This window comes from Oscillatoria sp. FACHB-1406 (assembly GCF_014698145.1).
Taxonomy (GTDB): Bacteria; Cyanobacteriota; Cyanobacteriia; order Cyanobacteriales; family Spirulinaceae; genus FACHB-1406.
The window spans coordinates 1-13,712 of sequence record NZ_JACJSM010000037.1; the positions used below are offsets into that span (position 1 = coordinate 1).

General features: G+C 48.7%; 8 protein-coding genes and 1 pseudogene. 7 read left to right on the top strand and 2 right to left on the bottom strand.

All coding sequences use genetic code 11. The features are described 5' to 3' along the window. Positions 1 to 125: pseudogene (locus tag H6G50_RS23190) on the bottom strand (photosystem II D2 protein (photosystem q(a) protein)); the annotation flags it as partial. A 750-nt stretch (positions 126 to 875) separates the two neighbouring features. On the opposite strand from H6G50_RS23190, the gene pyk reads away from it, so the two are divergent. The 3 genes from pyk to H6G50_RS23205 all read left to right on the top strand — a co-directional run bounded on the left by pyk (position 876) and on the right by H6G50_RS23205 (position 7,533). Next, complete coding sequence (gene pyk / locus H6G50_RS23195; RefSeq protein ID WP_190721861.1) at positions 876 to 2,705, top strand: pyruvate kinase; 1,830 nt, start codon at positions 876 to 878, stop codon at positions 2,703 to 2,705. Between the two features lie 299 nt (positions 2,706 to 3,004). After that, positions 3,005 to 4,480: an N-acetylmuramoyl-L-alanine amidase gene (locus tag H6G50_RS23200; protein ID WP_190721863.1), complete on the top strand. Its 1,476-nt coding sequence runs from the start codon at positions 3,005 to 3,007 to the stop codon at positions 4,478 to 4,480. A gap of 293 nt (positions 4,481 to 4,773) precedes the next feature. Then, positions 4,774 to 7,533, top strand: coding sequence for an adenylate/guanylate cyclase domain-containing protein (locus H6G50_RS23205; protein WP_190721865.1), 2,760 nt, complete (start codon positions 4,774 to 4,776; stop codon positions 7,531 to 7,533). Positions 7,534 to 7,674: 141 nt separating this feature from the next. On the opposite strand, the gene H6G50_RS23210 is transcribed toward H6G50_RS23205, so the two are convergent. Then, entirely contained in the window at positions 7,675 to 9,837 is a 2,163-nt protein-coding gene (locus H6G50_RS23210; RefSeq protein ID WP_190721867.1) for a CHASE2 domain-containing protein, read from the bottom strand. 329 nt (positions 9,838 to 10,166) lie between these two features. Here H6G50_RS23210 and mscL point away from each other — a divergent pair, with 329 nt between their 5' ends. From mscL to H6G50_RS23230, 4 genes are all read left to right on the top strand, one after another. Continuing rightward, positions 10,167 to 10,589 (top strand): large conductance mechanosensitive channel protein MscL, encoded by a 423-nt coding sequence (mscL, locus tag H6G50_RS23215; protein WP_190721869.1) that lies wholly within the window; start codon positions 10,167 to 10,169, stop codon positions 10,587 to 10,589. An 86-nt stretch (positions 10,590 to 10,675) separates the two neighbouring features. Further along, positions 10,676 to 11,503, top strand: a complete 828-nt coding sequence (dapB, locus tag H6G50_RS23220; protein WP_190721871.1) for a 4-hydroxy-tetrahydrodipicolinate reductase — start codon at positions 10,676 to 10,678, stop codon at positions 11,501 to 11,503. Between the two features lie 269 nt (positions 11,504 to 11,772). Next, positions 11,773 to 12,486: a phosphate ABC transporter permease gene (locus H6G50_RS23225; protein ID WP_190721873.1), complete on the top strand. Its 714-nt coding sequence runs from the start codon at positions 11,773 to 11,775 to the stop codon at positions 12,484 to 12,486. A 477-nt stretch (positions 12,487 to 12,963) separates the two neighbouring features. Further along, positions 12,964 to 13,707 carry a methyltransferase domain-containing protein gene (locus H6G50_RS23230; protein ID WP_190721875.1) on the top strand — a complete coding sequence of 248 codons (744 nt, stop codon included), beginning with the start codon at positions 12,964 to 12,966 and terminating at the stop codon, positions 13,705 to 13,707. Positions 13,708 to 13,712: the final 5 nt, after the last annotated feature.

A 13,712-nucleotide genomic window follows, 5' to 3' on the forward strand; every position in this document is an offset into this window, starting at 1 on the left:
AGGTAGGCGCAGGGGAACAGTAAAATTCCCGACCAGCCAACGAAGACGAAGCGATCGCGCTTTAACCAGTCGTCGAGGACATCAAACCATCCTCGCTCTGGTGCGCGTCCGACTGCAATTGTCATATACAAAATCCTCTTGCTGAACGCACGAATGCAAGATTTCTATAATTTGGGGCTTCGCTGCATTATAAAGCGAAGTTAACTCGGGCTGAAGTAGATCTTTTGTCAGTTGCCTGACAAGTATAAATACCTACTCTCTCTGGTTGTATCTTCTCAGATACCTCCTCGAGTTTGAGTTCCCGTCCAACGAGACAGATGAAAAAAAGTCTGGCTCGGTTGCGCGATCGCTCGATTGAGAGCGTTAGCGCAGTCTCGTCGATATTTGATTTAACGGCGAGCGGACAGCAATTTTCATGTTTCTTAACATCGTGGAAAATTGGGAAATTCCTTTCACCCAGTCCAGGGTAACGGGTTTGCTCCCAATTTACTTTAAATCATTATGACTGAAATTTTTACAATTTGACATATCTTTCCTCAGAAATCTCGATAAAGCTAAGCTAGGAGAAAAAGTTGACAAAAAATAAGAATCATGTATCTTCCGCGCCGCTCGCTCAAAAGCGAGATCGAGCCTTTTGAGCGATAAGAATAATTCCCTTCGAGCGTCGTCCTAGAAAGGCGTACCGCTCTTTGCCGATCGAAATTGGGGTTGGCATAAACCATCTTGGCTCGATGCGGCATGGCTAGCAGTACAGCGCGGAAATTGTCAGGTCGTTCTCAATTGAGGAGTTCCCTTTTGAGGAAAAACATAAGAGAATAGCAGAGACTTCGAGCGCTGCTCCATTTTCAACTCGCAAATTTTTGGTTTCACCAGATATGGGATTCGCAGATTTTCCTGAAATTGACTCGACCTCGTACCCGCGATCGCATCCTTCCCGCCGCACCAAAATCATAGCCACTGTCGGTCCGGCAACGCTGGAACCGCTCGTCCTACGCAACCTGATTGAAGCTGGAGCCACTACGCTGCGCTTAAACTTTTCCCACGGCACGCACGAAGATCACCAACGCGCTATTCGTCTCATCCGCCAAACCGCCTTTGAACTCGACCAGCCCGTCGGCATCTTACAAGATTTACAAGGTCCCAAAATTCGCTTGGGCCGCTTCGAGGAAGGCTCTATTTTCTTAGAACCGGGCGATCGCTTCACTCTCACCAGTTGCCGCGTTCCCTGTACCCAAGAAGTCGGCTACGTCAGTTACGAGCGCCTCGCCGATGAAGTAGAAGCGGGCGCGCTGATTCTCCTCGACGATGGGCGCGTCGAAATGCAAGTCGAAACAGTCGATCCCGTCCATAGGAACTTACACTGTCGCGTCGTTGTTGGCGGCGTTCTCTCCAACAATAAAGGCGTAAACTTTCCCAATACGCGCCTCTCAATTAGCGCTCTAACCCGCAAAGATCGCGAAGATTTAATGTTCGGACTCGATCAAGGCGTGGATTGGGTTGCCCTCAGCTTTGTTTGCAATCCCCAAGATATTCTCGAAATTAAAGAACTCATCGATAACGCCGGGAAATCCGTCCCCGTCATCGCCAAGATTGAAAAGCACGAAGCGATCGAGCAGATGGAAGCAATTCTCTCGCTCTGCGATGGCGTAATGGTCGCGCGGGGAGACTTAGGAGTAGAATTGCCCGCCGAAGACGTACCCATCTTGCAAAAACGGCTGATTGCTACGGCCAACCGTCTCGGAATTCCGGTTATTACTGCCACGCAAATGCTCGACAGTATGGCAAATAACCCCCGTCCGACGCGCGCAGAAATCTCCGATGTTGCCAATGCTATTCTTGACGGCACTGATGCGGTGATGCTTTCCAACGAAACGGCGGTAGGACGCTATCCCGTCGAAGCCGTCGCGACGATGGCGAAGATTGCTGGGCGTATCGATCGCGAACTCGCCAGCCCCCAACACGCCGAAGGCAGCGCGCGATCGATTCCCAACGCCATCTCCCGCGCCGTCAGTCAAATCGCCCGCGAACTGGATGCAGCCGCGATTATGACCCTCACGAAAAGTGGAGCAACCGCCCGCAACGTCTCCAAATTCCGCCCGCAAACGCCCATTTTAGCGGTTACGCCCCACGTCGATGTCGCGCGGCGCTTGCAACTCGTTTGGGGCGTTAAACCGCTCCTCGTTCTCGAATTAGCCTCCACAGGGCAAACCTTCCAAGCCGCCCTTGGTGTTGCCCAAGAAAAACACCTCCTCTGTGAGGGCGATATTGTCGTCACGACGGCCGGAACGCTCCAAGGCGTATCCGGTTCCACCGATTTAATCAAGGTCGAAATCGTGACGGCGGTTTTAGGTCAAGGTGTTGGGATTGGCGAAGGTCGGGTAAGCGGACGCGCTCGCGTGGTTCGCAATCCCAAGGAAATTGGCGACTTTAGTAATGGCGAAATTCTAGTTGCCCCAGCAACCAATGCTGACTACTTAGATGCGATTCGTAAAGCCGCCGGGATCGTCACCGAAGAAGCCGGATTGACCAGCCACGCCGCCGCGATCGGAATGCGCCTCGGCATCCCTGTAATTCTCGGCTTAAAAGGTGCAACTGACGCGATTCGCGAAGGCGAAATCCTCACCCTCGATTCCGAACGAGGCTTAGTTTACTCTGGGGCAATGTCAAAAAATAATAATGGTATGGGAACTCAGTTCTCAATTTGATTGCTCGCATTCCATCAAAGCTAAAAACCCGATTCCGCTTCAGGAACCGGGTTTTTTAATCTCGATCGGACTGTGCCAATTTTAAAAGTTGCCTGCGACAACATCTTTTTTGCATCTTCCTGAAGGGAGATGCGTCGGACGGTAATACCTATGAGCGCAACTTAATATAGCTCTGAAAAAAGGCGAGAAAATCTTTGGGTTCTCTCGCCTCAGACGCGCTCGAAGAGATCCGAGAAGCGGATCGCGCCCTAAATAAGGCTGCCCCTCGATTCCTCTGAAAAAAATTAAATAGAAATCTCATGCGAATTCACTTACTCGTCCTAACCGCTCTCAGCGCGCTATTTTCTACTCTCCCCGCCCAAGCTGCTAAGCTCGTTGATTGGCAGTTTAATGCCAACCACAATCAACTCAACTTTGTTACCGATGCGGGAGTTCGGCCCACTGCTAAACTGATTGCTAACCCCAGCCGCTTAATCGTTGATTTACCGGGAACTCAGTTAGGAAAACCAACGGCAAACCAAGCAGTGGGCGGTGCGGTTAAGTCGGTGCGCGTCGGACAGGTGGATGCCGACACAACTCGTCTTGTGGTTGAATTAGAAGCGGGATACGCGATTAATCCCCAAGAGGTTCAAATTGTCGGAGCTAATCCCGCGCAATGGTCGGTAAAGCTGCCTACTCCATACCGCGCGGCAACCGTTCCTTCGATCGCTTCAAGCCCCGACTTCCAGATTACGCAAAACGGGTTATACGTCCGCTTGGACGGTCAACAAGCCGGACAAATTGAAGTGCGGCGTAACGACAGCAACGAAATTGAGGTTGATTTGCCGGATATAACCCTGCCAGCAAGTTTAACTTCTCGCGCGATCGCGGTCAGTCGCTACGGCGTTAGCGATATTCAATTTACACAAGTTTCCTCCTCCCTCGCTCGCGTAACAATGCGAGTGATGCCGGAGAGTCCAAATTGGACGGCGACATTCAGCCGCTTCGGAGGTTTAGTTCTCGTTCCTCAAGGGGGAATGGTAGTTCTGCGCAATAGCACGCCCGCGCCAGAATTAGCGGTTCCTATTTCGACGAATGGCGGCTCGAACTCGACAGCCGTGGTTACGATTCCCGTGCCGCCGCCATTAAACCCAAGCGCTCCGATCGCGCGCCCAATTCCCGCCCCGCGTCCCGCCCCGCCCACCGTATCGCCGCCCCCCAGCAGCACGCCGAGTGCGCCGTTGCCCAGCGTTCGCAACAGTCGCGTCGTGGTGATGGTCGATCCCGGTCACGGCGGACAGGACTCGGGCGCAGTAGGGATTAACGGACTGCGCGAGAAAGATGTAATATTGCCTATTTCTCAAGAGGTGGCGAAGATTTTGGAACGCCAGGGAGTCAGTACGAGACTGACTCGTTCCGACGATACCTTCGTTTCGCTCAACGGGCGCACTAAAATGGCCAATCAAGCGGGGGTCGATTTGTTTGTCAGCATTCATGCCAACTCCGCCGATACTCGCAATGCGAATGGCGTAGAAACCTATTATTACTCTGCCGGTAGCGGCTTAGCGCAAGAGATTCAGAAGAGTGTTATTCGGCGCACCGGGATGACTAACCGAGGGGTAAGACAAGCCAATTTTTATGTGATGAAATATTCCAGTATGCCAGCAGTTTTAGTGGAGGTGGGCTTTGTTACAGGCAGTTCCGACTCGGCAAAGTTATCGGATCCAAGTTTTCGCCGCCAGATGGCCGAGGCGATCGCGGAAGGAATTTTAAATTATATCGCCCGAGGCAATTAGCAGGGCTGCGACCCGGAAGATTGAAAATCACCCATTGTCAAGCTGGCGAAGAAGTAGAGTTGTAGAGTATAACAAGCAGATAAGAATCATCTTTGCTGCCGATCTTCCGGGTATCGATGGGCAGCCCTCAGTGCATCTTTTCAGTAATCGCTCCACGAGCAATCCCGCTCGATATCGGTTTTCCTGTCTTGAAAGTAGGGAAATTTATTGTGAGACGACTCTTTTCCCTTTTCCGACCGGCGATGTGAGGGGAAGTGACATCCTTTGAGGCGTACTCAAGCGTTGATAGAAGCATGGTTTTGAGAAAGTGGACTCGAAGGAACAATATCGTTCCCTTGCGCTGGGTGATGCTCTTGCCGTTGTTGGGGCAGATTTTTGTGGCTGTCGGCTTGACTGGGTATTTAGCTTGGCGTAATGGTTCTCAGGCGGTTGAAGAGTTAGCAGAGCAATTGGGTCAGGAAACCACCAATCAAGTCAAACAATATATCAATAATTTCACTGAAGTTCCGGTTTTGTTTCTGGAACTGAATGAGTCGTCACTGGAGGCCAGTCAATTCGACTTTACTGACATCGCTCGCCTTAAGAGCATATTTTGGAAGCAACTTCAATTGTCCGAGCGGGTGACAACGATTGAATGGGTAGGGCAGGATGGTCAGTATTTACGCTTAGAGCGGGGCAAGAATTCGCAAATGATAATTCGCAATCCCGCAACCGCATCGAAGGCGGAAGTGTATCGGCTGGACGATCGCGGCAACCCGGGACAGCGCTTGCAAGTTAAATCCTACGATCCCCGGACGGAAGGGTGGTATCGAGCCGCCGCGCGATCGCGTCAATTCGTTTGGTCGCCGCTTTACGAGTTACCAAACTCCTCAGCTATTGGCATGACCTCCGCCATTCCCATCTACGACGCAGGCGGTCAACACCTCGGCGCAATTGCTGTCGATCTGCAATTAGACAGTCTCAGCCACTTTCTACAAACGCTCTATTCCCATCGTCCCAGTGAAGTCGCGATTATCGAACGAACCGGAAAAATCGTTGCGAGTTCGTCGTCCGAGCGAATCTACCGCCAAACACCAAGCGGTAAAGAGCTATTGCGAATCGCCGAAAGTCGCGATCCCGAATGGCGACAAGTCGCTTCCGCGATCGAGCAAAGATTCGGCAGTTTCCAGAAGCTATCGGGAACCCGTTGGTTTCGTCCGAAAATCGAGGGTAAGCGCCAATTCGTACAAGTGACGAATGTCGCTCCAGCCATCGGTCTCGATTGGCTATTAATCGTTGTGATTCCCGAAAGCGAACTGACCGAGCAAATTCGCGATATTACTAACAAAACGATCGTTCTGTGCTTGTTATTACTCAGTGCTGCGGTTACGTTAGGTGTTTATACTTCTCGCTGGCTCGAGGGTTCGATTGGGCGTTTAGCTCAGGCAAGCCGAGCGATCGCAAAGGGGGATTTAGAGTACAGCGTCCCGGGGTCGAGAATTCGGGAATTTCGGATTTTAGCGCGATCCCTCGAGCGCACGATCGGGAACTTGAAGCGATCGCAAGTTCAACTGGCCGATTATTCTCGCAGTCTCGAGACGATGGTAGAAGAACGAACCGCAGCCCTACGCCGTTCTGAAGCCAAGTTTGAAAAGGCGTTTCGTTGCAGTCCCGATCCGATTTTTATCGCAACTCTCGAGGGCGGACGCATTATCGAAGCCAACGACAGTTTTTTGGTCGGTTCTGGATATACTCTCGCAGAAGTAATTCAGCATAGGTTGCACGATCTTAATCTCTTAGGGAATTCAGAAGAATTAGAAATTGTCATCGAAAAATTGCTTCAAAACTGCCCGGTTAGAGATGTTGAGGCTCAATCGATCGCGAAGTCGGGAGAGAGGCGCACCGTGCTTTTTTCTGCGGAAATTCTTAATTTGGAGGAAACACCTTGCGTGCTATACATTGCTCGCGATATTACTGAAAGTAAAAAGATTGAAACCGAACTCAAGCAAAGCAAACAATATTTACGTTTAGTCCTTGATAATATTCCCCAACAAATCTTTTGGAAGAATCGCGATTCGGTGTTTCTGGGGTGCAATAAAAATTGGGCAGAAGCCGCTTGTCTGGAGAGTGCGGAAGCTGTCGTCAATTTGCGGGATGAAGACCTGTTGCCCCCAGAAGCAGCGGCGGCGGCTGAGAAGTTTCGCGAAATCGATCGCCGCATTATGAGTAATAATAAAGCGGAATACAATACTCTAGAAGTCAAACAACGTCCAGACTCCAGCGGCAATCCCGTCTGGCTGAGCGTGAGTAAAATCCCGATTCACGACGAACGGGGAGAAGCGATCGGGATTCTCGGCGCGATCGAAGACATCACCGAGCGTAAAATTGCCGATGAAAAACGCAAAACCGCAGAAGAAGCCTTGCGGGTCGAGCAAGAAAAATCCGAGCAATTATTGCTCAATATTTTACCCGAAGCGATCGCGGAGCAACTTAAACAAGATCCGAGTCCCATTGCCGAACAATTCGACGATGTAGCGATTCTATTTGCGGATCTCGTCGGCTTTACTGCCCTTTCTGCGAGCCTTCCCGCCCGCCGCCTCGTTCAATTTCTCAACCGTATTTTTTCAGAATTCGATCGCCTCGCTAAATCTTACGGCCTCGAGAAAATTAAAACCATTGGCGATGCTTATATGGTAGCGGGAGGATTGCCGCTGCCGAAAGACGACTGCCTCGAAGCGATCGCAGAAATGGCCTTAGAAATCCAAAAAAGCATCGTTCGCATTGCTGTGGAGTGGCAACAACCCCTACAAATTCGCATCGGAATTAACCTCGGCCCAGTCGTTGCTGGCGTAATCGGCGAAACCAAATTTATTTACGATCTGTGGGGCGATACCGTTAATGTCGCTTCGAGAATGGAATCTTTAGGCGAACCCGGACGCATTCAAACCACTCAAACGGTTTACGAACGCCTTAAATACTTCTACGAGTTTGAAGAACGAGGCGAAATTGAAGTTAAAGGAAAGGGGAAAATTACCACGTATTGGTTGCTCGGTCGGAAAAACTGTATGATTTAGTAATTCGTAATTCGTAATTCGTAATTCGTATTTCGTAGTTCGTAATTCGTAGTTCGTAATTCACCATTCACCATTCACCATTCATCACTCATAATTCATAATTCATCACTCATAATTCATAATTCATAATTCATAATTAATTTAAGAGTTTTGGGAGATGCGATCGCTGGCGAGGCGTTTAGCTTCAAACATAGTTAGGTCCGCTTTTCTGAGCAAAACTGCTTCAGTATCACCGTCGCGGGGATAGATACTGCTGCCAATACTTGCCTTAACTACAACCGTATGCCCATTTAAAGCGAAAGGCTGGGACAAACTCCGGGTAATTTTACCGATCGCGACCGATACATCTTCAACCTTGTGAAGCCCCCGAAGAATGACGGTAAACTCATCTCCTCCCAAACGCGCCACAAAATCGCTATTGCGGACGCAGTGGGCAATACGACCCGCGACCGCCTCGAGCAGTAAGTCCCCAAAATCGTGACCTAGGGTATCGTTAACTGCTTTAAAACCATCTAAATCGAGGTAAAGGAGCGCGATCGAGCAATTGTTCGACTTCGCCCAAGTCAACGATTGAGCTAAACTTTCATTAAAATGCTTGCGGTTGGGCAACCCCGTGAGGGAGTCGTGGTAAGCAAGATTATGGAAGCGATCGCGCGAGAGTTTGAGTTGCTCGTTCGAGCGGCTTAATTCTACTGTAGTGCGGCGCAGTTCGTCTTCAACGCGCTTGCGTTCGGTAATATCGCGAATCGCGCCGATTAAAAACAGATTTCCGGCGGCATCTCGATGCAAGGAGCGTTTGGTTGCAATTCGATAGGTTTTGCCCATTGCATCGGTAAAATACTCTTCATTCTCCATCGAGCAACCCGTTTCAAAAACGAGACAATCTTGCGCTCTTAAGATTTCAGCTTCTTCAGGCGATAAGATATCGCTTTCGGATTTGCCTAACAATTGTTCGAGGGAATAGCCACTGAGTTGGCAAAATGCTTGATTGAGGACAACCCAGCGATGTCGAACGTCCTTAATAAAAATCGGATCCGCGATCGCATCAATGGCGGATTTAAAAAAATCTTTCGAGCGCCGAAATTCCTCTTGGCGATAGGCTAAATAGTGAGTGAGAATCGCTGAGGAGCCGATTAAAGCCAATAGAGGCGGAATCCAGGACAACCACCACCCCAGTAGGAAATTGCCGTAAACGGCTGCAAAGAGTGCGACTATGGCCGATAGAAGCATCAACGACGAACGAATCGGCGAGCGAATTGTCCAGACAATCCACGCCCCAATTGCCGACCACAGTAAAATCCACATCCCTTCCAACCAGTCCGGTAAGACCTGAATCAAGGAATTTTTGCCCGTTGCCGCATCGAGCAATTGAGCGATAAAGTTAGCGTGTAACTCGACTCCATAAATCGGCTTGGTATAGTCCATGAATTGGGCGCTGTAAGGAATGTAGGCAAAGTCTTTGAGGCTGGGAGCCGTCGAACCAATGAGAACGATGCGATCGCGGAATCGCTCCGGCGCAATTTTTCCCGCTAGCACATCGTTCATTGCTACCTTTTCAATCGCTGAAGGCGGGATAAAGTGACCCATAAACTGATACCCCTGCGCGTCAATCCTGACATAACCGCCATCGTTTTTTTGCAAGGGACGAAAGACAGCTTGACCTAACTGAAGATAGCGAGGATTTAATGCAGCGCGTTGCGGGACAATTCCGTCAGCTTTTAGATATAGAAGAGCTAGTTTAAGAGCAAAGCTGGTATGAGTTTGACCTTGCAGATGCCAATAGAGCAATCCTCGACGCACCCGACCATCGGGATCTAATAAGGCATTGCTGAAACCGACTCGTTGGCTGGCTGCGAGCGAGCGAGGGGCAGGAACGGCTGGACTATTACGATCTTCGAGCTTTTCTATCCCTACTAAGTTCGGTAGGTTTTGGTAAAGCTTTTGTAGGGTATCGTGTCCGGGTTCGACGGGCAAATCTCGATAGATCCCCAGACCAATTGCTCGGGGACGAGCAGCGTTGAGCATCTCGAGCAGTTTCGCGATCTCGCGATCGGGGATCGGCCACTTTCCAGCTTGACGAATTTCAGTTTCGCCAATGGTCACGATAATCTCGCGTTGCTCGACTGTGGCGTTAGGCTTGAGGAGAAATAAGCGATCGAAAGCCGAGAGTTCCCAAGATTCCAGCAGCCCCAGCCCTCGCACGAGAACGATTAAACCGGCTGTCCCAATCGCGATTAGCAAGACTCGCTGTTCTTGCTTGAGCCATTGCATCAGTTTCGCACTCCCAATGTTTAATTTCCGCATAGGTTTCCGAACTCGAGCCTCTCTTTTTACGGAGAACAATTATGGGGAATAAATATTAGCGCATAATTCTCTTTGTACGGCGGTTCTAGGATTTCCGTCAAGTTGTCATCCATAGATACAGATATACGCTTGCGTACTTTAAAGGGCTTTGCTGTTGGGGAATCGGGACTCGCGATACTGCCTAAAACTGTTGATGCTAGACAATTTGCGTCGAGCAGTCAAGGAAATCTCAAATTGGTCGCTAAATCTGCTAGTATATTTTCGCTACAGAAAAAATAATCCCCAAAAAGGTTTAACGTTGAAAGTTTAATAACCCAGTTAGTAGAGTCATGACCAGAACAAGACAAAGGGCAACAGGGTTTGCACGCGATTTTCGCGACTTTATTGCTAAGGGGAACGTGGTCGATCTTGCCGTTGCCGTTATAATTGGCGGTGCTTTTGGCAAAATCATTACCTCGTTCGTAGAAGATATTGTTATGCCGGGATTAATTAATCCGGCGTTGGGCGCAACCGGAGATGCTTGGCGAGAGTTAACGCTCGGACCGCTTTTAATCGGGAAGTTTTTAGGCACTGTTGTCGATTTCTTAATTATTGCCTTCGTAATTTTTCTGGTGATTCGCGCGATTGAAAACTTTAAGCGGAAAGAAGTTGCCGATCCCGATGCGACACCAGCAGATGCGAATTTACTGGCTCAAGAACGTTTGACGACCGCAATCGAACGCCTGACTCAAGTTATGGAATCCCGCCAGTAAAGGGTTTGGTCGCGATTCGCTGCCCTTCCCGCCCGCCAACGTAGTACAATGCCCACTAGCAAGTTCTACTTAATGGTGCGATCGTTATGACCGAGGCGGCTCGAATTCCTGTCGTTGTCAATGGTGCGGCGGGGAAAATGGGGAGGGAAGTTGTTAAGGCTGTCTCCCAAGCGAAAGATATGATGTTATTGGGAGCAGTCGATAAAAGTCCGGACTGCGAGGGACAAGATGCCGGAATTGTAGCGGGCTGCGGCGAGCTAGAAGTCCCAATCCTCAGCGATTTGCAAAGCGTTTTGGTGTTAGCAACGCAGCAAGAAATTCAAGGGGTAATGGTAGATTTTACCCATCCTGATGGCGTTTATGATAACGTCCGCAGCGCGATCGCGTATGGCGTTCGTCCGGTTGTCGGCACTACCGGCTTAACCGTCGAACAAATTGAAGATTTAGCAGCATTTGCTGAAAAAGCAAGCACAGGGGCAATTATTGCCCCTAATTTCAGTATTGGTGTAATTTTGATGCAGCAAGCTGCCTTACAAGCTTCTAAGTATTTCGATTGCGTCGAAATTATCGAACTTCACCACAACCAAAAAGCGGATGCGCCCAGCGGTACGGCGATTAAAACCGCACAAATGCTCGCTGAAATGGGCAAAACTTACAATCCCGCCCTTGTCGAGGAAAAAGAGACTCTGGCGGGCGCGCGCGGTTGTACGGCGGATGAAAATATTCGCATCCACAGCGTTCGCCTTCCGGGTTTAATCGCCCATCAAGAAATTCTTTTCGGTTCTGCGGGGCAGCTTTATACCCTGCGTCACGATACCACCGATCGCGCTTCTTTCATGCCGGGAGTTTTACTCGCGATTCGCCAAGTCGTCCAGCTTAAAAGCTTGGTTTACGGGCTGGAAAAAGTAATATGAATGATGAGTTATGAGTTATGAGTTATGAGTTATGAGTTATGAGTTATGAGTTATGAGTTATGAGTTATGAGTTATGAGTTATGAGTTATGAGTTATGAATGACAAATGATGAGGTATTAATTACGAATTACGAATTACGAATTACGAATTACGAATTACGAATTACGAATTACGAATTACGAATTACGAATTACGAACTACGAATTACGAATTACGAATTACGAATTACGAATTACGAATTACGAATTACGAACTACGAATTACGAATTATGTTGATTCCGCTGACTCGTGCCAAATTTGAACAATTAGTTCCCGCGATCGCAACGGGCGCGCAATATATTCACTATTGGGGCAAACTGCGCGACTTTCTAAGACGACTGCTCATTTCTTTTATCGCCGTTATCATACTTTGGGTAGTGGGGCAGGTCTTTGGCTCGGGTGCAGGTGGGATCAAATTTTTAATGGGTTTTGTTGCGAGCTTATATTGGTTGTGGAGTCCCGTTTATTGGGCGAGTACGCGTAATGTTGCTTACCGTCGCTATAAGTACAGCGGTTTTTGGCGCGGTCGCGTTTTGGATGTTTTTGTCACTGACGATCTCGTGCGCGAGGAAGAAACCGTCAATCAGCGCGGTGAGTTGGTGATTATTGAAAACCGAGAACGTCGAATTAATCTCGAAGTTGGGGATAAAACGGGTTTCCGCACTACGCTACAAGCGCCACTCCAGCGCGTGCATAAGGCGATCGCGCCGGGACAAATTGCGGAATTATTAGTCTTTTCGGATCTTGCCGATCTCAGTCGCATCAGCCAAACCAGCGATGTCTATTTACCCGAACCGAATCTTTGGGTGGGAGATTATCCTTGTTTGGCTAAAGATGCTTTCGTTCAAACAAGCGAGCAACTAATGCGCTCCCCCCAAGAGGGTTCGCGGCGGAGTTCCCCTCGTTCTAAGCCTTCTAACCCACGGAACCGAAGATTTAGATAATTAATAATTAATAAAACTTATAAGCGCAACAAAAATTAATAAAAATCTTAAAGATTTCGTAAACCAAGGGGCAAATGTTTGTCATTAGCTTTCAGCCTGTTTATGCTAGAGCTATCCTAAATTCACAAGTTTTTCACGTCTTCTTCAGCCAAATCGGGCGATCGGAATCGGACAGAAGGCTTTTGAGCGGAGCCGTAGAACGAAACGATCTAGCCCTCGTTGCATAAGTTGGAGCTAGCGGAACGAGTTTGGAGAGAGGGCGATCGACTCGTGAATTTGGGTACAAGCGGCTAACGAACGAAAATTCAGGGTATTGCAAACCGAATAGAGAGGACGAGAAAAGCCAGCTAAAATGATTTTTCTCTCAGGGACGATTAACTGTAAGTTTTGTTAAAAACTGTACTAGCTTGTAGAGTCTTTAGCTTACAGTTGAATTCATATAAAGGCACAAAAGTCAAGAACAGGGATTTTAACCTTATGGATAACGCACTGCCACAAATAGTTAGCAATTCTAAAGCATTAGAACCCACCAAAGCTTCCAAAAATAAATTACGGGAAGTCGTTCGTCGGACAATGGGCGATCCTTTCTTTTTAAAATTACAAAAAGTGAACTATAAGTTCAAACATTTGTTCTACAGTCACTTTACTAAAAATGCCGGTTACGACTGGAATTACTATCACGGTCAGGCGGCATCATCAAATTTTACCTATACCTTATTTGCCCAAACGCTATTTGAACAATTTAATCCGAAAACTGTTGTTGATGTCGGCTGTGGTGGCGGCGGATTTTCTAAAGCTTTTCTGGACTTAAGCTGCGACGTTCGTTCCTTCGACTACTCTTCAGACGCGATCGCAGTGGCTCAAAGCCGAGGCGTAACTTCAGCGCAGCAAATCGATATCACCAAGATCGATGCTATTCCAGCAAATGGGGATTTATGTATTTGTTTGGAAGTTGCCGAACATATTCCCGAAACCTATGCCCTCCATTTGTGCAAAGTCCTCTCGAAAATTGCTCCTACTTTAGCATTGACCGCAGCCCCGCCGGGACAGGGAGGACATTTACACGTTAACGAACAACCTCAAAGTTACTGGATAGAGAAAATGGAGTCTTGTGGGATGGAGTACGATGCCGGAGCCGTCGCCCAAATTCGCAGTGTTTTTGCGGGAAGAATGGGGACAGATTACGACGACAATTTGATGATTTTTCGACAACAACAATAAAGATT